19 protein-coding genes are annotated in these 22,276 nt (G+C 44.9%); 9 read left to right on the forward strand and 10 right to left on the reverse strand.

Going from position 1 to position 22,276, the window contains the following annotated elements; translation table 11 throughout:
- Positions 1 to 14 precede the first annotated feature (14 nt).
- The 7 genes from ruvX to metK all read right to left on the reverse strand — a co-directional run bounded on the left by ruvX (position 15) and on the right by metK (position 5,506).
- Positions 15 to 443 carry a Holliday junction resolvase RuvX gene (gene ruvX / locus AACT42_RS21610; protein WP_017045508.1) on the reverse strand — a complete coding sequence of 143 codons (429 nt, stop codon included), beginning with the start codon at positions 441 to 443 and terminating at the stop codon, positions 15 to 17.
- 82 nt (positions 444 to 525) lie between these two features.
- Positions 526 to 1,089 carry a YqgE/AlgH family protein gene (locus tag AACT42_RS21615; protein ID WP_017045507.1) on the reverse strand — a complete coding sequence of 188 codons (564 nt, stop codon included), beginning with the start codon at positions 1,087 to 1,089 and terminating at the stop codon, positions 526 to 528.
- A gap of 46 nt (positions 1,090 to 1,135) precedes the next feature.
- The gene (gshB, locus tag AACT42_RS21620; protein ID WP_094134262.1) at positions 1,136 to 2,089 is read right to left on the reverse strand and encodes a glutathione synthase; all 954 of its coding nucleotides are present in this window, start codon (positions 2,087 to 2,089) and stop codon (positions 1,136 to 1,138) included.
- A gap of 13 nt (positions 2,090 to 2,102) precedes the next feature.
- On the reverse strand, positions 2,103 to 2,834 hold the full coding sequence (gene rsmE, locus AACT42_RS21625) for a 16S rRNA (uracil(1498)-N(3))-methyltransferase (RefSeq protein WP_013857814.1): 732 nt from the start codon (positions 2,832 to 2,834) through the stop codon (positions 2,103 to 2,105).
- A gap of 108 nt (positions 2,835 to 2,942) precedes the next feature.
- Complete coding sequence (gene endA / locus AACT42_RS21630) at positions 2,943 to 3,650, reverse strand: deoxyribonuclease I (protein WP_013857813.1); 708 nt, start codon at positions 3,648 to 3,650, stop codon at positions 2,943 to 2,945.
- 133 nt (positions 3,651 to 3,783) lie between these two features.
- Positions 3,784 to 4,284: a SprT family zinc-dependent metalloprotease gene (locus AACT42_RS21635; protein ID WP_010320653.1), complete on the reverse strand. Its 501-nt coding sequence runs from the start codon at positions 4,282 to 4,284 to the stop codon at positions 3,784 to 3,786.
- A 67-nt stretch (positions 4,285 to 4,351) separates the two neighbouring features.
- Complete coding sequence (gene metK / locus AACT42_RS21640) at positions 4,352 to 5,506, reverse strand: methionine adenosyltransferase (RefSeq protein ID WP_026027375.1); 1,155 nt, start codon at positions 5,504 to 5,506, stop codon at positions 4,352 to 4,354.
- Between the two features lie 330 nt (positions 5,507 to 5,836).
- On the opposite strand from metK, the gene tkt reads away from it, so the two are divergent.
- The gene (tkt, locus tag AACT42_RS21645) at positions 5,837 to 7,846 is read left to right on the forward strand and encodes a transketolase (RefSeq protein WP_094183045.1); all 2,010 of its coding nucleotides are present in this window, start codon (positions 5,837 to 5,839) and stop codon (positions 7,844 to 7,846) included.
- 63 nt (positions 7,847 to 7,909) lie between these two features.
- Here tkt and AACT42_RS21650 read toward each other — a convergent pair whose 3' ends face one another.
- Positions 7,910 to 8,812, reverse strand: coding sequence for a LysR family transcriptional regulator (locus AACT42_RS21650; RefSeq protein WP_094125364.1), 903 nt, complete (start codon positions 8,810 to 8,812; stop codon positions 7,910 to 7,912).
- 143 nt (positions 8,813 to 8,955) lie between these two features.
- On the opposite strand from AACT42_RS21650, the gene AACT42_RS21655 reads away from it, so the two are divergent.
- The 5 genes from AACT42_RS21655 (at position 8,956) to mscS (ending at position 15,838) form a co-directional block, all read left to right on the forward strand.
- Entirely contained in the window at positions 8,956 to 10,911 is a 1,956-nt protein-coding gene (locus AACT42_RS21655) for a ligand-gated channel protein (protein ID WP_094134261.1), read from the forward strand.
- Between the two features lie 199 nt (positions 10,912 to 11,110).
- The gene (gene epd / locus AACT42_RS21660) at positions 11,111 to 12,136 is read left to right on the forward strand and encodes an erythrose-4-phosphate dehydrogenase (protein WP_026027970.1); all 1,026 of its coding nucleotides are present in this window, start codon (positions 11,111 to 11,113) and stop codon (positions 12,134 to 12,136) included.
- Between the two features lie 148 nt (positions 12,137 to 12,284).
- A complete protein-coding gene (locus AACT42_RS21665) occupies positions 12,285 to 13,448 on the forward strand; it encodes a phosphoglycerate kinase (RefSeq protein WP_026027969.1) in 1,164 nt (387 codons plus the stop codon).
- 153 nt (positions 13,449 to 13,601) lie between these two features.
- Positions 13,602 to 14,678 carry a class II fructose-bisphosphate aldolase gene (gene fbaA / locus AACT42_RS21670; RefSeq protein ID WP_013857804.1) on the forward strand — a complete coding sequence of 359 codons (1,077 nt, stop codon included), beginning with the start codon at positions 13,602 to 13,604 and terminating at the stop codon, positions 14,676 to 14,678.
- 233 nt (positions 14,679 to 14,911) lie between these two features.
- Complete coding sequence (gene mscS, locus AACT42_RS21675; RefSeq protein ID WP_013857803.1) at positions 14,912 to 15,838, forward strand: small-conductance mechanosensitive channel MscS; 927 nt, start codon at positions 14,912 to 14,914, stop codon at positions 15,836 to 15,838.
- 74 nt (positions 15,839 to 15,912) lie between these two features.
- On the opposite strand, the gene AACT42_RS21680 is transcribed toward mscS, so the two are convergent.
- A complete protein-coding gene (locus AACT42_RS21680) occupies positions 15,913 to 16,545 on the reverse strand; it encodes a LysE/ArgO family amino acid transporter (RefSeq protein ID WP_017047512.1) in 633 nt (210 codons plus the stop codon).
- 122 nt (positions 16,546 to 16,667) lie between these two features.
- On the opposite strand from AACT42_RS21680, the gene AACT42_RS21685 reads away from it, so the two are divergent.
- The 3 genes from AACT42_RS21685 (at position 16,668) to AACT42_RS21695 (ending at position 20,396) form a co-directional block, all read left to right on the forward strand.
- Positions 16,668 to 17,564 carry a LysR family transcriptional regulator ArgP gene (locus AACT42_RS21685; protein WP_094134260.1) on the forward strand — a complete coding sequence of 299 codons (897 nt, stop codon included), beginning with the start codon at positions 16,668 to 16,670 and terminating at the stop codon, positions 17,562 to 17,564.
- Between the two features lie 102 nt (positions 17,565 to 17,666).
- The gene (locus AACT42_RS21690; protein WP_176432257.1) at positions 17,667 to 18,359 is read left to right on the forward strand and encodes an oxidative stress defense protein; all 693 of its coding nucleotides are present in this window, start codon (positions 17,667 to 17,669) and stop codon (positions 18,357 to 18,359) included.
- 165 nt (positions 18,360 to 18,524) lie between these two features.
- Positions 18,525 to 20,396, forward strand: a complete 1,872-nt coding sequence (locus AACT42_RS21695) for a sensor domain-containing diguanylate cyclase (RefSeq protein WP_094134258.1) — start codon at positions 18,525 to 18,527, stop codon at positions 20,394 to 20,396.
- 103 nt (positions 20,397 to 20,499) lie between these two features.
- Here the strand turns inward: AACT42_RS21695 and pykF are convergent, their stop codons facing one another.
- The gene (gene pykF, locus AACT42_RS21700) at positions 20,500 to 21,912 is read right to left on the reverse strand and encodes a pyruvate kinase PykF (protein WP_026027602.1); all 1,413 of its coding nucleotides are present in this window, start codon (positions 21,910 to 21,912) and stop codon (positions 20,500 to 20,502) included.
- Between the last annotated feature and the right edge of the window lie 364 nt (positions 21,913 to 22,276).

The raw sequence follows: 22,276 nt of genomic DNA on the forward strand, positions 1-22,276 counted from the left end.
GTATTAAAGTTAAGTTACGCGCCCCATTGCGCTTCAAACCAGCTCTCTAAGATCACTACAGCTGATTGGCAATCGACATTGCCTTTGCTCAGCGCCTTATAGCCGCCCATGGCAAATAAGTCGGCGCGGGCTTCCCGGGTTGAAAGCCGTTCGTCATGCATCTCGACGGCTAAGCCAAAGCGCCCGTGTAAACGCTGCGCAAATTTTTTGGCTCGTGGGGTAATGGTTTCTAATGCTTTGCCGTGCAAATCTGTTGGTAGCCCTACCACCAATAAATGGGGTTGCCACTCTTTGATCTGCTTTTCGATCTCTTCCCAATGTGGAATTCCGTCATTGGCTTTAAAGGCTTTAAGTGGTGATGCGGTGCCTGTAACTTCTTGGCCAATCGCACTGCCGATGCTTTTGGTGCCAAAGTCAAAAGCCATAATGGTTCTGGATGTCATAATCAGTATCTTGAATGGTGCAATAAAGGCTCTAAAAAGGCGCGTTACCTAGTTAGAGCCGTAAAGGTTAGAGCCGTAAAAGTTAAGCATGCCCAGCTTGCGCTGAGAGTTGGATGGGATCAATGCCGAGTTTTTTAATCGCCTGATTCCACTTATCGTGAATGGGCGTATTAAAGATAACCTCTGGATCGGCCTCAATGGTTAACCAAGAATTTTCAGCCAGCTCTAACTCAAGCTGACCCGGCTCCCAGCCTGAATAACCCAGAGCCACAAGATAGTGACTTGGTTCGGCATCTGTGCCCAGTACCGCTAAAATATCTTTCGATGTGGTGACGGCAATGTCATCGCTCATACGGATGCTGGACTCATAATGATCTTTCGGTCGATGTAGAATAAACCCACGATCTTCAGAAACAGGACCGCCATTCAAGACGGGCCTTTTTAGGCTATCAAGTTGAAGCTTCGGATAGCTTGGCTCAACATCGACTTGGTTTAACATGCCGCCCACGGTGATATCAATCGGCACATTAATCATCAAGCCCATCGCCCCTTCTTCATTGTGCTCACAGATGTAAATAACACTGTGCTTGAAGTAAGGGTCTCTCATACTTGGCATGGCGACTAAAAAATGATTTGTAAGATTCATACTGCCTCCAACCTATCGCAAATTACTGGGCAAGAGTTTGCCCAGTTCAGCATGACTTGTTGATTCGACGCTCAATCGCGTCCATCAACTTACCGGTAATTGAGATATCAAAGGCGGCCTCTATTTCACGAATACACGTAGGGCTCGTCACGTTGATCTCAGTGAGCTTGTCGCCAATAACGTCAAGTCCGACAAAGATTAAGCCTTTTTCTTTCAATGTTGGAGCAATAGTTTGAGCAATTTTTTTATCGGTTTCGCTTAGCGGACGCGCTTCACCACGGCCACCAGCTGCCAAATTGCCACGGGTTTCACCTTGTGCCGGAATTCGCGCTAGGCAGTAAGGCATTGGTTCACCATCGACCACTAAAATACGTTTATCACCGTTGCTGATGTCAGGTACAAAAGTTTGCGCCATACAGTAGTTTTGGCCGTGGTTAGTTAATGTTTCGATAATGACAGATACGTTTGGATCACCCTCTTTAACGCGGAAGATAGATGCCCCGCCCATACCGTCTAACGGTTTTAAAATCACATCACCATGTTGCGCGTGGAAGGCTTTAATTTTTTCCGCTTTACGCGTCACTATGGTGGTTGGCGTTAGTTCAGGGAACCATGCCGTAAACAGTTTCTCATTGCAGTCACGTAAGCTTTGCGGCTTATTGACGATTAATGTTCCTGCTTCTTCTGCTCGTTCTAGAATGTAGGTTGCGTAGATATATTCAGTGTCAAACGGCGGATCTTTACGCATCAACACTGCATCGAGATCAGCCAGTGGAATAGTTTGCTCAGATAAAAACTCATACCAACCGTTCGGATCTTCTTTCAATGTAACCACTTTGGTATCGGCAAAAGCGACACCTTGATCTAAGTGTAGATCATTCATCTCCATATAGTGGATTTCATAACCACGACGCTGCGCTTCTAGCAACATGGCAAAGCTGGAATCTTTTTTGATGTTAATGGACGAGATAGGGTCCATGACGATACCAAGTTTAATCATTGTTTTTCTCCGGTTAGCCAAGATCGCCAAAGCGAACTTGAAGAGCAGTAATAGCCGTTAAGGCCGCAGTTTCAGTACGCAGTACGCGTGGGCCTAGCAAGGTTTCTTCAAAATGGTACTGTTCAGTCATGCTAATTTCTGATTCTGATAAGCCCCCTTCAGGGCCAATCAACAAACGGACTTTATTGATGGGTTGAGGCAGGGTATTAATCGAATACTTCGCACGTGGATGTAAGTTGAGCTTGAGCGCATCACTGGGTTCGGCACACCACTCTTCCAACTGCATAATTGGGCGGATCAGCGGCACTATATTGCGGCCGCACTGCTCACAAGCGCTGATTGCAATTTTTTGCCACTGTTCCAGTTTTTTCTCAAAACGTTTGGCATCTAATTTCACGCCGCAACGTTCAGAAATCAAAGGCGTGATGGTATTGACGCCAAGTTCGACCGATTTTTGAATGGTGAACTCCATTTTGTCTCCACGCGAGATCACCTGCCCAAGGTGTAAATTAAGAGGCGACTCACAGCTGCTTTCGACTCTTTTCAACACATTGACCAGCACATTTTTTTTGCTGACCTCGGTAATTTCCGCTGGGAATTCCGCGCCACTGCCATCAAAAAGCAGTACTTCTTGGCCCGCTTGCATGCGTAACACCCGGCCAATATGCCCAGCCGCATCATCATTGAGAGCAATAATGCTTGAGGGTTGAAGAGGAGTCGGATGATAAATTCTAGGGATACGCATGGATAGTTCCTACCTGACGTTGAATAGCCATTAACATGGATGCTTTACACTGAAAAAACAAGGGGCAAGGGCGAGTTTCAATCACGAAAATGGCCCACAAAAAGTACCTCATGAACGGCACTGTTGCTGCACAAATGGGTTGTGATTGCCTTGAACTTTGGCAATTCGCTGATCGCGTTTGCATTCCCACTCATCGGCTGGGTATTGGCGATTCCACGCTTGCATTAGCTGTGTTTGAGACTTGGATAACTGAAAGCCATAGTTTTGGCTCATGTACAGATAGGTACGAGCAATTGAGCCACGTGCTCTATCGGGTGGCATGACTTTGCGTTGTTTAAAATCGACCTGCATTTCACAACGGCCATAGCTTTCACCTTCTACGCCATTCCACTGACTGAAATTGTAGTTTGAACGGTCGCCGTTGACTTCGCCAATCGCCGGCGTCAGGTTGTGGAGGTCAGCTTCCATCGAACGAAAAATAGTATCATTTTTGGTGCAATTTTTACGCCCACCTTGTTGCCAGCACTGACGCTGGTGGCCAAATTGCCAAGCCGGGACGACGTGTTCCCATTCAATGCGGCTGGCGCGAGTTTGCTGTTTGCGAACTTGGTAACCACAAGCTTGTAAGTCGGGCGTGCCTTTCTTACCTTGCCATGCTATGTCACAACCGCAGTAAAAGCTCACTGGATGATCATGATAGATTTTCAATGCTTCTTTTTTAGCTTGAGAAAAGGAAGCGGGAGGCGCAGCTAGGGCACAAAACGAGAACAGAGCTAAGCTGCTATTCACAAGCAATAAGCGAAAATAGGACATCATTTAGACTGATATAAGTATGGTTTTTATAAGTCTAACACTCAGATTAAAGAATAATAAATGATGTTTTTGTTGTTAATTGCAGATGAGTGTAATCACACCGCTGTGGATTCAAGTAGCAGCAACCAAAGTTTATTTAGGAAAGCTGCACGCCAGTAAAATGGAGCGTTTGTGCACAGTGTTGGCAGCGGTAGGTGGCTTGATTGCGCATCACTTTATTGTGGCGACGGACAGTGAGCGGGTAATGCGCACAGGCGCAGCGATATTCAAAGGTTTTACCTTGCACTGAAGAGACTTCAAAGCGATGAGTGGTATTGGCTGGTAAATGAAACACTTGATTCATCACAGCCTGCCACTCTTTACCGTGTGGAGGAACGCGACCATAGCGCTGGTAGGTAATTAGGTGGGCGATTTCATGTGGGATCACTTCATCGAGAAAGGCGCGTTGATTTTCAGCAAACAGCACTGGATTCAGTCTGATTTCCCAACGTTGTAAATAAGCCTTACCTGCCGCCTTTCCCCGCAACTGATAGTTGATACTCGGCATAGGGAAGTCGTGTTGAAAATAGTGACGAGCGGTTGTGATGCACTGCTTTGCTTTTACTTGCGCACGGTAATGTAGCTCAAAATTAGGCACAGATTCATTCCTAGAAAAAAGCCCTTGCGAATGAGCAAGGGCTTACAAATTTAAACTAGGTTGAAAATTACTTCAAGCCAGCAAAGTCACGTAGGATGGCGGCTTTGTCAGTCGCTTCCCAAGGAAACTCTTCACGGCCGAAGTGACCGTAAGCGGCAGTTTTCTTGTAGATCGGTTGCAGTAAATTGAGCATTTCTTGTAGGCCGTATGGGCGTAGGTCGAAGTGCTGGCGTACCGCTTCAATGATGATCTCTTGGGATACTTTCTCAGTACCAAAGGTTTCGACCATGATTGAGGTTGGATCTGCAATACCAATCGCGTATGACAACTGAATTTCACAACGATCAGCAAGGCCAGCCGCTACGATGTTTTTCGCTACATAACGCGCCGCGTAGGCTGCACTACGGTCTACTTTTGATGGATCTTTACCAGAGAATGCACCACCACCGTGACGCGCTGCGCCGCCGTAGGTATCAACGATGATCTTACGACCAGTTAAACCACAGTCGCCCATTGGGCCGCCAATCACAAAACGACCGGTTGGGTTGATGAAGAATTTGGTCTCTTTGCTAAGCCACTCGGCTGGCAACACAGGCTTAATGATCTCTTCCATGACGCCTTCGCGTAGGTCAGCTGTCGAGATAGAGTCGCAATGTTGCGTTGAAAGAACGACGGCATCAATTCCAACAATTTTACCTTGGTCATATTGGAAGGTAACTTGAGATTTTGCATCAGGACGTAGCCAAGAAAGCGTGCCATTTTTACGCACTTCTGCTTGTTTTTGCATCAAGCGGTGAGCGTAGGTGATCGGTGCTGGCATCAGGATTTCAGTTTCGTTGGTCGCGTAACCGAACATAATACCTTGGTCACCGGCGCCTTGTTCTTTAGGATCGGCCTTATCAACACCTTGGTTGATATCAGGTGACTGTTTACCAATGGTATTCAAAACGGCGCAAGAATTGGCATCGAAACCCATCTCTGAGTTGACGTAACCAATTTCACGAACGGTTTGGCGAGTAAGCTCTTCAATGTCCACCCATGCAGAGGTCGTGATTTCACCACCAACCATGACCATGCCGGTTTTCACGTAAGTTTCACAAGCAACGCGCGCTTTGATGTCTTGTTCTAAAATCGCATCCAAAACTGCATCAGAAATTTGGTCTGCAATTTTATCTGGATGGCCTTCTGAAACGGATTCAGAAGTAAACAGGTGCTTAACCATGAGAGCTCCACTTTTATTCGTTGGACTATGGCAAGCTTTGCTCACCATCGTTATTCATTAGTTTATGTAGGTGTTTCTACATCTAGACGTCTATTCTAGTTTTGAATAGTCGAATTACAAGTTATTTTTACGCCTGTCTGTAAACCAAACGTTTGCTTATAATTTAGATGAAAAATTGGAGTTTGGTTTTTTATCCTAAAAATAAGCGCTAAAGAGCACTATTTCTCCAGTAAAACGTTTGCAGTGAGAAAAGTGCTTTGAGAGAATAGCCGCGCTATTTTCAGCCCATTTCCGTTAATTTGAATTCGCTTAATGCACTCAGGAGCAGACATGTCTTCCCGTAACCTTGTTTCTAATAAAGAACTCGCCAATGCCATCCGTGCTCTTAGTATGGACGGTGTTCAACAAGCTAACTCTGGTCACCCTGGTGCACCGATGGGTATGGCCGATATCGCTGAAGTTCTTTGGCGTGGCCACTTAAACCATAACCCACAAAACCCACAATGGGCTGACCGCGACCGTTTTGTGCTGTCGAACGGCCACGGCTCAATGCTGATTTACTCTTTATTGCACCTGAGCGGTTACGCGCTGTCGATTGATGATTTGAAAAACTTCCGTCAATTGCACTCAAAAACACCGGGTCACCCAGAATACGGTTACGCGCCGGGCATTGAAACCACCACGGGCCCACTAGGCCAAGGTATTACCAATGCGGTCGGCATGGCGATGGCTGAAAAAGCACTGGCGGCGCAGTTCAACAAACCGGGTCACGACATCGTTGACCACTTCACTTATGTGTTCATGGGTGATGGCTGTTTGATGGAAGGCATCTCGCACGAGGCGTGTTCTCTGGCGGGCACACTGGGTCTTGGCAAACTGATTGCGTTTTGGGATGACAACGGCATCTCTATCGATGGTCATGTGGAAGGCTGGTTCTCTGATGACACGCCAAAACGTTTTGAAGCGTACGGCTGGCATGTTATTGCTGCAGTTGATGGCCATAACGCTGAAGCGATTAATGCCGCGATTGAGGCTGCGAAAGCAGACCCTCGTCCAACCTTGATTTGCACCAAAACCATCATCGGTTTTGGCTCGCCAAACAAAGCGGGCTCACACGACTGTCACGGTGCCCCTTTAGGCGCTGAGGAAATCAAAGCGGCGCGTGAATTCCTGGGTTGGCCGCACGCACCTTTCCACATCCCTGCCGACATTTACGCGCAGTGGGATGCCAAAGAAGCTGGCCAAGCGAAAGAAACCGCTTGGAATGCCAAGTTTGAAGCCTACGCCACTGCGTACCCTGAGCTTGCAGCTGAGTTCAAACGTCGCGTAAATGGCGAGTTGCCAGCAGAATGGGAAGCGAAAGCGAGTCAAATTATTGCTGACCTTCAAGCTAACCCAGCCAATATTGCGTCACGTAAAGCGTCACAAAATGCGCTGGAAGCGTTTGGTAAAATGCTGCCAGAATTTATGGGCGGCTCGGCGGACTTGGCACCGTCTAACCTCACCATGTGGTCGGGCTCTCAATCGCTCACCGCGGAAGACTTCTCGGGTAACTACATTCACTACGGTGTACGTGAATTCGGTATGACGGCCATCATGAATGGTATCGCGTTGCACGGTGGTTTCGTTCCTTACGGCGCAACCTTCCTGATGTTTATGGAATACGCCCGTAACGCGATGCGCATGGCGGCGTTGATGAAAATCCAAAACATCCAAGTCTACACTCATGACTCGATTGGCTTGGGTGAAGATGGTCCAACCCATCAACCGGTTGAGCAAGTGGCTTCACTGCGTTTGACACCGAACATGAGCACATGGCGTCCGTGTGACCAAGTGGAATCAGCCGTCGCATGGAAGTTGGCGATTGAGCGTAAAGATGGCCCATCAGCGCTGATTTTCTCTCGTCAAAACCTCGCGCAGCAGCCACGCAGCGAAACGCAAGTTGCCGATATCGCGAAAGGTGGTTACATCCTAAAAGAGTGCGCGGGTCAGCCTGAGCTTATCCTGATTGCCACTGGCTCTGAAGTTGAACTGGCGGTAAAAGCTGCAGAGCAACTTACAGCCGAAGGTAAGAAAGTGCGCGTAGTTTCGATGCCATCGACTGATGCGTTTGATAAACAAGACGCAGCTTACCGCGAAGCGGTATTACCAGCGGCCGTGACTAAGCGTATCGCCATTGAAGCAGGTATCGCAGATTTCTGGTACAAGTACGTGGGTTTTGGTGGCAAGATCATCGGTATGACTACCTTTGGTGAGTCAGCGCCGGCGGATCAACTGTTCAAAATGTTCGGCTTTACGAATGAAAACGTGGTGAAACAAGCACAAGAGCTGCTTGCTTAAGTCTTCTTATTTTTAATGCAAAAGCCCAGCGAGTCATTCGCTGGGCTTTTTTGATCTTGATGTTTATGATGCTTTCCATTCTTCAGGACAGGCTTGACGTAGCGCGTCGATAAACAGACGCAGTTTGAGCGGATGTCTGCCTGCTGGATAATGACAACTAATTTCAGTGGGTGGCGACAACCATTCTGGCAAGCATGCTTGCACACTGTTTGGGTGCGCTTGTTCAAAGCCTTTGGCAAACCATGTCGGCAGTAAGCCGATGCCTCTTCCTTTGGCTATCGCATCCGCTTGCATAGCTAAATTATCACTCTGCAAGCGGCTTGTGAGCGCAGGTAAAAGATAGCTGCCGTGAATAGGATGGATGAGAGCCAAGGCTTCTTGGCGAAAAGCGATAAAATCAATCCAAGGATGTTTGACTAGATCCTGTGGATGCTCTGGCATGTCGTTATTGGCAAGATAGTGTGGCGACGCATAAGGTGAATATTGCCAATGGCCGAGCAATTCACGTCTCCAGCCTTGTTGAGCAAACGGGCCAATCCAAATCAGTAAATCAGGCTCAAGATGCGACTCTTCTGCCACATATTGGCTGTAGAGTCGAATGTTGATTTCGGTGTGGGTTTGCATGAATTCATCCAATACATTGCTCAACCAGCCACGAATTAAGTTCGGATGAACCACCAAGGTCATTTCACCGCTGATTTGGTTATTAAACTCTTGCAGTGCTTCATGGCTTTTTTCTGCTAATTCAAGCAGTTGTTCTGTATAAACTGCAAAAACTTGCCCAGCTTTAGTCAAAGTTAGACGGTTGCCTTGCCGAGCAATTAAGGCTTGTCCGAGATCGTTTTCCAAAGACGCCAAACGTCGACTGAGGGTGGACTTAGGCTGTTCCAGCGCTTTCGCCGCCGCAGTCAGGCTTTTGTATTGACAGAGAGCATGGAAAGCTTTGATCGCACTGAAATCATGCATAAGTAAAATGGCCTTTTAATCTAATCATCACTGTGTTCCATATTTGGTATCGACCATTCCATCTGTCTATCTATCTCAATCATCAAAATTATGAATAATCCACTCCTGAAATTAATAATCATTATCATTTAAAGGAGTGGTACATGTCCAGACTCAATCCGCTGAATGTTGCAATTACTGCGGCGCTCGGGTTATTCACCTCATCACACGTGTTCGCTGAAGAAATTCAATCTTATGAGAAATTAGTGGTGACGGCGGCTGGTTTTGAACAAACACAAGCGCAGGCTCCAGCGAGTATCAGTGTGATTACACGAGAAGAGTTGCAATCACGTTATTATCGTGATGTAACCGATGCACTGCGCAGTGTGCCGGGCGTGTTGGTGACTGGAGGTGGTGACAAAACAGACATCAGCTTGCGCGGTATGAGTTCAAACTACACCTTGATGTTAGTCGATGGTAAGCGTCAATCTTCACGTCAAACTCGACCAAATAGTGATGGCCCAGGTATTGAGCAGGGATGGATGCCACCACTGCAAGCCATTGAACGAATTGAAGTGATTCGTGGCCCAATGTCGACTTTGTATGGCTCAGATGCCATTGGTGGTGTGATCAACATCATCACACGAAAAGATAATCAAGAGTGGTCAGGCAGTGTTCAGTTGGATACGGTTTTCCAAGAAAATCGCGATTCTGGCGATCAGAACGGCGTCAACTTCTTCCTGACAGGGCCACTGGCCGACAATCTTTCTCTGCAAGTTTATGGACAGAGCACCGAACGCGATGAAGATAAGATTGAACGTGGCTACCAAGACAAAAGCTTAAAAAGTTTAACTTCAAAGTTGAACTACCAACTTAATGAGCAGCATGATCTGACTTTTGAAGTGGGCACTTCCGCACAAGATCGCCGAGGCAATGTAGGGTTATCCGTGCCAACGACAGGTTGTAAAGGTGGGTGCGAAGACAGCTTAAACGAATACCGTAGAACCTATATTTCCCTTTCTCACCAAGGGGATTGGGGCGACTATGGTGTGTCGGATACTTATGTCCAACGTGAAGTAAGTAACAATAAAAGCCGTGAGATGGAGATCATCAATACGGTGGCTAAATCAAGCTTAGTGGTGCCATTGACTAACAATACGGCAACCGTAGGCATTGAGGCTTCACATTCAAAGTTAGAAGATTTTACCTCAAATAAAGCCTCTGATTTAACTCAGATTGAAAGCACTCAATGGGCGGCGTTTGTTGAAGACGAGTGGCGCATGACCGAGTCGTTTAACCTAACCTTAGGTGGCCGTGTTGACCACGATGAAAATTATGGTTCTCATTTTAGCCCAAGAGCGTATGGCGTGTGGACCATCAATCCAGCGTGGATTCTGAAAGGTGGCGTGGCCACGGGTTTCCGTTCACCGCAGCTCAGAGAAGTCACGCCAAATTGGGCGCAGGTGAGTCAAGGCGGTAATATTTACGGTAATCCAGACTTAAAACCCGAAACCTCGATTAACAAAGAGTTGGGGTTGATGTACAAAAATGGAGAGGGTCTTAACGCGAGTTTGACTTTCTTCCATAATGATTTCAAAGACAAAATTACCCGTGTTGTGTGCCCAAGCAACGTCTGTACTGCAGGCCCGAACGAGTGGGGCTCTGATCCCACTTATCGAGTGAACGTTGATGAAGCGTACACGCGTGGGGTCGAAAGTACGCTCGGTTTACCTATCACAGAAACGGTTTATTTCAACGCGAGTTATACCTTTACTGACTCAGAGCAAAAAACCGGAAAATATCAAGGTATGCCACTTGAGCAACAACCTGAGCATCGCTTCAGCGCTGATATTGATTGGCAAGCGACTGACAACTTGAGCAGTTGGTTGAAGCTGACTTATCGTGGAAAAGAGAGCAACCCAGTCACTGGCCCTTCTCGTAGCAGCTTGATTGAGCCAGCTTATCAGTTCATCGATACTGGCATCACTTACGCGCTTTCTTCTCAAGTAAGCTTGAAAGGTGCGATTTACAATCTACTCGATGAAGAAATTTCATACCAAGAATATGGCTATGTAGAAGATGGACGTCGTTATTGGTTAGGTATTGACGTTAACTTTTAAACCATCAATACCGCAAATGAAATGGCTCCCGTTTGGTGAGCCATTTTTTATGGTCATCTTTCTTGTCGTAGCCGCCGTTGCTTGTACCTTGAGTCCGTTTAGAAACGGAATCTTTTGCGACAACTGATGGCTTGGGGTGTTGCTCTTGGTCGCTATCGGTTACTATCTGTACCACGAAAAAAGTTAAGACGATGGAATGATGCTTAAAGTCGCGATCAATGGTTTTGGGCGTATCGGGCGTAACGTGCTGCGTGCGATATATGAAAGTGGAAAAAGTCAGCAGATAAAGGTGGTGGCGGTGAACGAGCTGGCGCTACCTGATGCGATGGCGCACCTACTGCAATACGACACTACTCATGGTCGATTTGGTAAAAAGATCACCAATGATCAAGAGCATATCTATGTTCATCATGGGCTGGATGAGTATGACTCGATTCGAATTTTGCACCTTAGTGAAATCAAACTTCTGCCATGGCGCGATTTAGGCGTTGATATTGTGCTCGACTGCACGGGTGTGTACGGCTCAAAAGCCGATGGTTTGGAGCACATTGAGGCAGGCGCAAAGAAGGTACTCTTTTCACATCCCGGCTCACATGATCTCGATAATACGATCATTTATGGGGTCAACCATGAGACGCTAACCGCAGAACATCGCATTGTGTCGAACGGATCCTGTACCACCAACTGCATTGTACCGATTATTAAAGTGCTTGATGAAGCGTTTGGTATCGATTCAGGAACCATTACCACTATTCACTCGTCAATGAATGATCAACAAGTGATCGATGCCTACCACACCGATTTGCGTCGAACACGTTCCGCCAGCCAATCCATCATTCCAGTGGACACCAAGTTGCACAAAGGAATTGAAAGGATCTTTCCGAAATTTTCTAACAAATTTGAAGCGATATCAGTGCGCGTACCGACAGTTAATGTCACCGCGATGGATTTGAGTGTCACAATTAATACAAATGTGAAAGTTAATGACGTAAATCAAACCATTGTTAACGCATCTCAGTGTACATTACGTGGCATTGTTGACTATACTGAAGCTCCGCTTGTTTCCATCGATTTTAACCACGATCCCCATAGTGCGATTGTTGATGGTTCACAAACAAGAGTGAGCAACGGGCAGCTTGTTAAAATGCTCGTTTGGTGTGATAACGAATGGGGCTTTGCGAATCGCATGCTGGATACGGCACTCGCAATGCAAGCATCCGAGTAGTAGCAGGATGATGGAGATTTATTTATTTTCAGGCTTGAAATAAATAACTCAAATCTCCATATCGATAACCAGTTTGAAGAATTTATAGGCTCGGCAAGGTTGCCGGGTTTCCAAAAACTTTATTTATTAATATTTGAGAGGACAAACCATGTCTGTAATCAAGATGACCGACCTGGACCTAGCAGGTAAACGCGTATTTATCCGTGCTGACCTAAACGTACCAGTGAAAGATGGCAAAGTAACTTCTGATGCACGTATTCTTGCATCGCTACCAACAATTCAGCACTGCCTAGCGGCGGGCGCTAAAGTGATGGTTACTTCTCACCTAGGTCGTCCAACTGAAGGCGAATACGCGGAAGAGTTCTCTCTACTACCAGTGGTTAATTACCTAAACGACGCTCTAGATTGCGAAGTGAAACTGGCAAAAGATTACCTAGATGGCCTAGAGCTAAACGCAGGTGAGCTTGTTGTTCTAGAAAACGTTCGCTTTAACAAAGGCGAGAAAAAGAACGAAGAAGAACTATCTAAAAAATACGCCGCTCTTTGCGACGTATTTGTGATGGATGCATTTGGTACGGCTCACCGTGCACAAGCCTCAACTCACGGCATTGGTATGCAAGCACCTATCGCTTGTGCTGGTCCACTATTGGCAGCAGAACTTGAAGCACTAGGCAAAGCTATGGATAACCCAGAGCGTCCATTAGTGGCTATCGTTGGTGGCTCAAAAGTGTCTACTAAACTAACGGTTCTAGAATCGCTATCTAAAATTGCTGACCAACTGGTTGTTGGCGGTGGTATTGCTAACACTTTCATTGCAGCAGCAGGCCACAACGTAGGTAAGTCTCTATATGAAGCAGACTTGCTTGAAACGGCTAAAAAGTTGATGAAAGAGTGTTCTATTCCAGTAGCAACAGATGTTGCTTGTGCAAAAGCCTTTGATGAAAACGCAGAAGCGGAAATCAAAAACGTGGCGGATGTTCAAGATGACGATATGATTTTCGACCTAGGTCCAGACTCAACCGCACAACTGGCTGAAATCATCGCTAACGCAAAAACCATTCTATGGAACGGTCCTGTTGGCGTATTTGAATTCAAAAACTTCGAAGCAGGTACAAAAGGTATCTCTGAAGCGATTGCGAAATCTGCAGGTTTCTCAGTGGCTGGTGGTGGTGACACACTAGCGGCAATCGACAAGTTCGGTATCAAAGCCGACGTATCTTACATCTCTACTGGCGGCGGTGCATTCCTTGAGTTTGTTGAAGGCAAAGTACTACCAGCGGTTGAAATGCTAGAAGCACGCGCGAAAGCTTAATGACTAATGAAAGCGGGAGTGATTCCCGCTTTCTTGTTTGCTGCACGTGTGTTTTTATTCTGATAGAATGACGCCAGTTGTGAGCAAACGTTTGCAAGAATTTAAACTTAACTGTTTTATTTTTAAAACGATAGAAAAAATAGGATCAAATCCATGTCTAAGATCTTCGATTTCGTAAAACCAGGCGTAATTTCTGGCGATGACGTACAGAAAGTATTTGAAGTTGCAAAACAAAATAACTTTGCTCTTCCTGCAGTAAACGTAGTGAACACTGACTCTATCAATGCGGTTCTTGAAGCTGCATCTAAAGTTAAAGCGCCAGTGGTTGTTCAGTTCTCTAACGGTGGCGCGGCTTTCTTTGCTGGTAAAGGCGTTAAACTTGCTGGTCAAGGTGCACAAATCCTAGGTGCGGTTGCTGGCGCGAAATATGTTCACGCTGTAGCAGAAACTTACGGTGTGCCTGTTATTCTTCACACTGACCACGCTGCGAAGAAACTACTTCCTTGGATCGACGGTCTACTAGACGCAGGCGAAGAGTTCTTCGCTCAAACTGGTAAGCCTCTATTCTCTTCTCATATGCTAGACCTTTCTGAAGAGTCTCTAGAAGAGAACGTTGAAACTTGTGCGAAATACCTAGAGCGTATGGCTAAAATGGGTATGACTATCGAGATCGAACTGGGTTGTACTGGTGGCGAAGAAGACGGCGTAGACAACTCAGACATGGATTCATCTGAGCTGTACACTTCTCCTGAAGACGTAGCTTACGCTTACGAGAAATTGAGCGCAGTGAGCCACCGTTTCACTATCGCAGCTTCTTTCGGTAACGTACATGGTGTTTACCAAGCGGGTAACGTGGTACTGACTCCAACTATCCTACGTGATTCACAAGCGTATGTTTCTGAGAAATTTGGCCTTCCAGCGAACTCTCTAAACTTCGTATTCCACGGTGGTTCTGGTTCTTCTGAAGCCGAGATCAAAGAGTCAATCAGCTATGGTGTTATCAAAATGAACATCGATACTGATACTCAGTGGGCAACTTGGGACGGTATCCGTCAGTACGAAGCTGAAAACCATGATTACCTACAAGGTCAAATTGGTAACCCTACGGGTGAATCTGCGCCAAACAAGAAATACTACGATCCACGCGTATGGCTACGTGCTGGTCAAGCATCGATGGTTGCTCGTTTAGAGAAAGCCTTCGCTGACCTTAATGCGATCGACGTACTATAAGTTCATTTATCTGGACTAAGTGATGAACCCGCTCAATGAGCGGGTTTTTTTATGGCCGAGATTCAGACAAAATGACTGGCGGATTGTTAAAATATTGCTTAACCTCTAACAAGCTCATATCAATGCTTCCAAGTAACTATTTGTTTTGTCAGTGTTTACATAAAACTGACTTTGCAACATAACCAAAGTGAGATATTGTGCCAAAAAACTGACACTCTACTGTCAGTCGTTTTTTGTCTTTGATGTTCAGTGGTAACAACAACATTCAAAATGATTTTATAAAGAGGAAATGCAATATGTCAGGTGAATCAATGGGCATCGAAGCTCCATTAGTCGATGGTTTAGCGCAAGCCAATACTTGGCTGACCAATAATTCAGATCTTTTGATACAATACGGCGTCAATATTATTTCCGCTATTCTGATCCTATTTATCGGTAACATTGTTGTTAAAGCTGTGGCTGGAAGTGTTGCCAAGGCTCTGAAAAAGAAAGACATGGACAAAGCAGTTGTTGAGTTTGTTCATGGTCTAGTCCGTTATACGCTATTTGTGGTGGTATTAATTGCCGCTTTAGGTCGCATTGGTGTGCAAACCGCTTCTGTTGTAGCCATTATCGGTGCGGCTGGATTGGCGGTTGGTTTAGCGCTACAAGGCTCCCTATCAAACTTTGCTGCGGGCGTTTTGATTGTGGCATTCCGCCCATTCAAATCCGGTGATTACGTGGAAGTTAGTGGTACTGCTGGATCGGTTGAATCGATTCAAATTTTTTCAACAGTACTGCGCACGCCTGACAATAAAATGGTGATTGTGCCTAATGGTTCGATCATCAGTGGCCCAATTGTTAACTATTCACGCCATGACACTCGTCGTATTGATTTGGTGATTGGTGTTTCTTATAAGTCCAATCTGCAAAAAACCAAGGAAGTGCTGGCTAAAGTAGTCGCGGCAGAGCCTCGTTTGTTGAAAGATCCTGCACCGACTATCGGTGTAATGGCCTTGGCCGATTCTTCAGTCAATTTTGTGGTTCGCCCTTGGGTGAAAACGGCAGAGTATTGGGCTGTTTATTTTGATTTGTTACAAGCCATCAAAGAAGAGTTAGATAAAGAAGGTATTGAGATCCCATTCCCACAAATGGATGTTCATCTGAATAAAATGAATTAATTCATTTTCAATCAAGTGAAAAGGGCATGAAATGATTATTCAGTTCATGCCCTTTCTTTTTGTTGGTTATACACTTACACCAGATATTGAATTGCCAGCCCTTTTGCAAGGATAAAGGCGATGCTAAACATCATTGCAGCCACGGCCATGTCTATTCCTTTCTTCACGTTAGGCTTTGAGAGCGTCGGCCCCAGCTTCGCAGCACCAATTGATAAAGAATAAAACCATACAAAAGAGGCCATCATGGTTCCTAGCGCAAACGCGATGCGATCATGGCCTTCAAACTGACCACCAATCGATCCCAAAATCACAACCGTATCTAAGTATAAATGTGGGTTAAGCACAGTAACGGCTAACGCGCCTAGAATAACCGTTCGTTTACCACGTGCGATCACTTCGCCATCCGATTCATTAGTGCTTGTTGAAGTGAAGGCACTCCTTAAAGAAATAAATCCATAAAATGAGAGAAAAGCAACACCGCCTAAGGTAACCGAGGTCAGTAAGATTTCGTTACTTGAGAGTAGGGCACCGCCACCAAATATACCCAGAGAAATAAAAATCACATCCAGTAGACTACAGATGGTCGCCGTCGTTAAGTGGTGATTGCGCTTAATTCCTTGGTTTAGCACATAGGCATTTTGTGCACCAATAGGAATAATCATCGTTGCACCTAATCCAAAACCTTGTAGCAAAATCCACACATTCACAGCTCACCTCATCGTAATAATTCAATACAGTGAGCGCACAATAGCGAGAGTATAAAAATAAGTATAATTAATGATTTTAATATTATATTAGTAATACTAATAATCATAAAAAGGAGCCTAGGATGAGAGGGCTAGATTACAAATGGATTGAGGCATTAGATGCGGTACTGCAACAAGGAAGCTTTGAACGAGCCGCTGAAAATCTCTATATTTCACAATCGGCTATTTCTCAAAGAATCAAGCAACTAGAGAGATTTATCGCCCAACCGGTCCTGATTCGAGAGCAGCCACCAAGGCCAACGCTGGTGGGAAAAAAATTGCTAGGGTTGTATCGTAGGGTGTGTTTGCTTGAAAATGAACTGGTGCCTGAATTGATGAATGAGGAGAATACGCGGCCCGTTTCAATAGCTATTGCCACTAATGCGGACAGTTTGGCCACTTGGTTACTTCCTGCGTTATCGAATACGATGAAAACGCGGCAAGTTGAGTTGAACCTGACGGTTTTTGGTGAGTCACGTACGATCGAAAAAATTAAAAATGGCGAAGTAGCTGGCGCAATAAGCTTAGAATCGCAAGCCATTCCTGGTTGTCATGCTGACTACTTAGGCCGAATGGACTATGTGTGTGTTGCCAGCCCGGAGTTTTATCAGCGTTATTTCTCTCAAGGTGTGAACTTTCATACTTTAAAAAAAGCACCAGCGGTATCGTATGATCAGTATGATGATCTGCATAAAAAATATTTGCATGATCACTTCAATGTGCCAAGAGATGCCGTCATAAACCATACCGTGGGTAGTTCAGAAGCTTTTGTTAAATTAGCCCTATCCGGTGCGGCGTATTGTTTGATCCCCCGCTTACAGATAGCACAAGAGCTCGAAATAGGCACGCTTACCGACATTACACCAGGGTTCATTTTAACCAACCGTATTTATTGGCATCATTGGCAGTTAGAAACGGGAATATTACAGGAAATTTCTCAGGCCATCGTTCAATATGCTCACCAAGTGTTGCCGCAATGACAAAAGTTCAACGTCAAAGTTGTGTCATTTCATAAGCTATTAACTGTGCTTATATAGAGTATCGCCTATGATGTATTCACCCATTTGAGTAAGGTAACTCCCATGAAATTAATGACAAGTGTAACGCTATTATCTGGATTGCTCAGTTTTGGTTCTATGGCGCAGGAAATCAATTTTCCTCATCTTTCAACGACAGGTTATGGTGAAGTCGTTGCGGTACCTGATATGGCTGAGTTTTCAGTTAAAGTGGTTGAATCAACGCTGACGGCGGAGCAGGCAAAAAGAGCGGTCGACAAAGTGGTAGAAGCATTTGTGGCGCGTTTGAAAGAATCCGGTGTGACTTCCCAACAAATATCGAGTTCAAATCTCTACCTTGCCCCTCAATATCACTACCCTAAGTCCGGCAAGCCTGAGTTAGTGGGTTATCAAGCAACAAGAAGTGTCACGGTTGAGGTTGAAGATTTAAGCCAGCTTAATCAATACCTTGATGTAGCGCTCGGTGAGGGCATTAACCAAGTCGACAATATTCAACTTAAAGTTCGGAATCAAGATCAATACCAGCAACAAGCTCGGCTAGCGGCGATTCAAGATGCGAATACCAAAGCACTATCATTGGCGGAAGGATTTAAGTTGAAATTAGGTGATGTGTGGCAGATAGACTACAACTCGCCCAGCGTGCAGCCGATTATGATGCGTGCTATGGCAATGGATGCAAAATCTGAATCTAATAGTTACCAAGACTCGACGCTTATTATTCGCGATAGGGTGGACGTAGTCTATCAATTAAACAACTAAGCCCTTACCTAAGCTACTGATTGATTTGTTAATTTAAAATGGATAAAAACGAGCCTTTACTTCCATAAATTGATTGTATTATTAATCGGTAGCTTTTTGTTTTGTCTATTTTTTAAGATGCTATAATCCGCTCATCACTATTTAGGGTTAATATTTAGACAAGTCATGAGATACACAAAAATAATCAGCATCCTTCTCATCATTTGTTTCTTATTCAGCGCAATAGTGACTGGGTATTACTATCAGCGCTACCAAGAAGTGAAAGACAACGCAACGCAAAACACGGTAGCGGAGGCGTTTGATCAACTCAATGAAAGTGAGCGACAGTATCGGGGGTTGAAAGCTCAGGTCGGTTCCATTATTGATTTGCTTAGTCGAAGCCAAAGTTTGTATGAATTTATTTTTTCTCCTTCAGAGATAAACCAGCAGCATCTTGAAAATATATGGTCTTCTGTTGCTGAAAAGCAGACATGGTATAGTTCGATTACACTTTTGGATTTATCTGGGCATGAGCGACTTCGTATTGATTATTCTGCGGACAACCATTTAGCCTCTAGTGCAAAAAATCTTCAAGACCTGTCACATCATGGTTATGTTGCCTTTGCAGAAAACCTGTCAGAGGGAGAAGTGGGGGTTTGGGGCATTGCATTGGCTAGTGCTCGAAGTGCTGCGGCTATACAGCCGATGCTATGTGTGATTACGCCAGTTACCGTATTAGGGGAGCGAAAAGGCTATTTAGTCCTCAATGTTGATATTTGGTCACAATCTTCGCGTTTAAATCATGTCCGTGATCCACAATTAACTCCTGAGCTGATCGGCGATTCAGGTTTCTATTGGTCTTCCAACGATAAAACCAAATTATTTGGAGACTTATTACCGTCCAATCAATACGAGAATCTTGCACTTCTGCTACCGAAAACTTGGCAGCAGATGCAGACAACTCCTTCTGGCTATGTATTCGAAAATGGCAAGGTTACGGTTTATAAAACCCTTAAATTTGCTTCATTGAAACCTGTTTTTTTGATGATTCAACTCACCGATGAGCAATTAGATCATCGAGCGAAGCGTGACGTCAACGATTTAATCAAAGAAGCTTTTTTTGTCTTCTTCGTTATACTCATTTTTGCGCTTCCCATGGTTTCTATGGCGTTGCATTACCATCATCGAAGTATTGAAAGCAAACTGGCAAGAGCGGCCTTGAATGGTATGTCTGCAGTGATGATCTCAGACAGAAAGCACAAAGTGATGATGGTTAATGGCGAATTTGAAAAGATCACCGGTCTGACTATTGACGAGATAAAAGGCAGTAACGCATTAAAGTTACTGCTCAGTCCAAATGGTATGGAGTTTATGCTCGAGGTGCTTGAAGAGGTATCGCAGCAACATTTCTGGGAAGGTGAAGTAGAAATGGTCAATACACAAGGTGAGACTCTAACCGCCATCATGAGAATTCAAGCGATTAAAGAGGCGACTAAAGTCAGTTATTACATCACCTCTTTAGTCGATATTACTCAGTACAAAGTCTTAGAAAACCGATTGCGAGAATTGAGTGAAAAAGATGCGTTAACTCAGCTATGGAATCGCCGTAAATTTGAAGCAGAATTGCAGCATCATACGCACATCATTCAACGTTATCCCGAAAGCCATCATGTTTGCCTTGTCTTAATTGATATTGATTACTTTAAACGAGTGAATGATGAACAAGGACATGATGAAGGGGATCGCGTCATTATTAAAGTTGGTGAGATTTTGAGCCAAACATTGCGTACCACGGATTTTCTGGCACGTATTGGCGGTGAAGAGTTTGCGATTATTATGCCGCATACTTCTGTCGAAGAGGCGGAGATTGTCTTGAACCGCTTACGAGTCGCAGTAGAGGTAGAGCAAAGTCTTACCGTGACCATCAGCGCTGGCTTTACTGACTTAACCGCAGATGGTAAACGCTCGTATAAATGCGCTGACATTGCTTTATATGAGGCCAAAACCTTAGGGCGAAATCGAGTTTCACTGTGTAAAAGTAGTGATGATCTTGCTTAAGGCATACTTACAAAGAGTGATGGGCTTGGTAAGTAAACGTAAATAGCGGAAATAAAAAATCGGGGCAAGCCCCGATTTTTTCTGCTTTGTATTCGACGTTCGATTATAGAACGTGAACAGAAGCTGTGTTGGTTGTACCTGAGGCAACAAGTGCACCAGAAACCATCACTACGATGTCACCCTTCTTGCCTAGACCAGAAGCCAGTGCAATCTCTTTACCATTGATGTAGAACGCATCAGTGCTGTCGATAGTATCAACAACAACCGGTGTTACACCTTTAGTTAGAACGAGTTGAGCCGCCGTTTTCTTGTTAGTAGTTACAGCAATGATGTTCGCAGTTGGGAAGTACTTACGCACTGAACGAGCTGATTTACCCGCTTCAGTTGCGACCACGATAAGTGGAGCCGCCAATTTCTCAGCAGTATCTACTGCACCTTTACATACGGCTTCAGTAATGCGTAGGCGTGGGCTGTCTAAACGAGAACCCAACTCCGCTTGTAGAACGCGGTCTGTACGAGCACAGATTTGCGCCATGATAGTGACCGCTTCAACAGGATATTTACCTTTTGCTGTTTCGCCAGAAAGCATCACTGCATCTGTACCATCCATTACCGCGTTGGCTACGTCGCCAGCTTCTGCGCGAGTTGGACGTGGGTTCTTGATCATTGAATCAAGCATTTGAGTTGCTGTGATAACCACTTTACGTGCGCGGTTACATTTTTCGATCATCATCTTCTGTGCAAAGATAACTTCTTCAGCAGGGATCTCAACACCTAGGTCGCCACGAGCAACCATGATACCGTCAGAAAGCTCAAGAATTTCGTCGAAGTTATCAACGCCTTCTTGGTTTTCAATTTTAGAGATGATTTGGATATCTGCGCCGCCGTTTGCTGTTAGCAGTTCGCGGATTTCACGTACGTCGTCAGCTTTACGAATGAAAGAAGCTGCAACAAAATCAACGCCTTGCTCACAACCAAATTTAAGGTCTGCTTTATCTTTTTCAGAAAGAGCTGGAAGGTTCACTGAAACGTTAGGAAGGTTAACACCTTTGTTTTCACCTAGCGCGCCGTTGTTCAGCACTTTACATTTCACTTCAGTTTCTGTGGTTGCAATCACTTCCATTTCAATCAGGCCGTCATCAACCAAAATTTTGTTACCTACAGTAAGGTCTTTAGCAAAACCTAAGTAAGTCACGGCAACTTTATCTTTGTTACCTACAACGGTTGCATCAGTAGTGAAAGTGAAATCCTGGCCAGCCACGAGATCAACGTCATCACCATTTTCTAGTTTGATGGTACGGATTTCAGGACCTTTAGTGTCTAAAAGGATCGCAAGCTGTTTACCAGTGTTTTCCATTACTTTACGGAAGTTCGCAATACGAGTGCCGTGTTCTACGAAGTCACCGTGAGAGAAGTTCAAACGCATAACGTTCATGCCAGCATTCACTAGCTCAGTAAGCTTCTCTACAGATTCAGTTTTAGGGCCAATCGTACATACGATTTTGGTCTTTTTCATGGAAGGTTCTCTCCGGTAAATATGATTACAATTTGAAGTTGGTTGAGTGTTCTAGCGTCATCACAAGCGGCAATTTTTCTTATCTATTACCCAACAATATTAATGTGATTTTGTGACATTAGAGCTGAAAGTCTTTCAACAGTTTAGTCATTTTATGACCAAGCATTGTCGATTTTATAGCGTTATTTTGCCACTTATTGAGTTTAAATCGGTTAAGTTGCAAAAGAATAACAGTCAATTCTGTAATTTTTTTTCTTTTCGGCGCGAATTCTACCACCTAATGAGTTCAATATCACTGCCTAAGAATTGTCTTAGGACAAGGTTTTAGCGTGAATTATTAATTTTTTAGATCGAAATAAATAGA

Origin of the sequence: Vibrio sp. V15_P4S5T153, from assembly GCF_963874485.1 — a bacterium.
Lineage (GTDB): Bacteria > Pseudomonadota > Gammaproteobacteria > Enterobacterales > Vibrionaceae > Vibrio > Vibrio anguillarum.

Bases quoted from the DNA above. Each gene is read 5' to 3' on its own strand.
- AACT42_RS21695 (WP_094134258.1), top strand. From the start codon at position 18,525: ATGAGATACACAAAAATAATCAGCATCCTTCTCATCATTTGTTTCTTA.
- rsmE (WP_013857814.1), bottom strand. From the start codon at position 2,834: ATGCGTATCCCTAGAATTTATCATCCGACTCCTCTTCAACCCTCAAGC.
- AACT42_RS21665 (WP_026027969.1), top strand. From the start codon at position 12,285: ATGTCTGTAATCAAGATGACCGACCTGGACCTAGCAGGTAAACGCGTA.
- AACT42_RS21655 (WP_094134261.1), top strand. From the start codon at position 8,956: ATGTCCAGACTCAATCCGCTGAATGTTGCAATTACTGCGGCGCTCGGG.
- fbaA (WP_013857804.1), top strand. From the start codon at position 13,602: ATGTCTAAGATCTTCGATTTCGTAAAACCAGGCGTAATTTCTGGCGAT.
- gshB (WP_094134262.1), bottom strand. From the start codon at position 2,089: ATGATTAAACTTGGTATCGTCATGGACCCTATCTCGTCCATTAACATC.
- pykF (WP_026027602.1), bottom strand. From the start codon at position 21,912: ATGAAAAAGACCAAAATCGTATGTACGATTGGCCCTAAAACTGAATCT.
- AACT42_RS21650 (WP_094125364.1), bottom strand. From the start codon at position 8,812: ATGCATGATTTCAGTGCGATCAAAGCTTTCCATGCTCTCTGTCAATAC.
- epd (WP_026027970.1), top strand. From the start codon at position 11,111: ATGCTTAAAGTCGCGATCAATGGTTTTGGGCGTATCGGGCGTAACGTG.
- endA (WP_013857813.1), bottom strand. From the start codon at position 3,650: ATGATGTCCTATTTTCGCTTATTGCTTGTGAATAGCAGCTTAGCTCTG.
- AACT42_RS21685 (WP_094134260.1), top strand. From the start codon at position 16,668: ATGAGAGGGCTAGATTACAAATGGATTGAGGCATTAGATGCGGTACTG.
- AACT42_RS21690 (WP_176432257.1), top strand. From the start codon at position 17,667: ATGAAATTAATGACAAGTGTAACGCTATTATCTGGATTGCTCAGTTTT.
- AACT42_RS21615 (WP_017045507.1), bottom strand. From the start codon at position 1,089: ATGAATCTTACAAATCATTTTTTAGTCGCCATGCCAAGTATGAGAGAC.
- ruvX (WP_017045508.1), bottom strand. From the start codon at position 443: ATGACATCCAGAACCATTATGGCTTTTGACTTTGGCACCAAAAGCATC.
- tkt (WP_094183045.1), top strand. From the start codon at position 5,837: ATGTCTTCCCGTAACCTTGTTTCTAATAAAGAACTCGCCAATGCCATC.
- metK (WP_026027375.1), bottom strand. From the start codon at position 5,506: ATGGTTAAGCACCTGTTTACTTCTGAATCCGTTTCAGAAGGCCATCCA.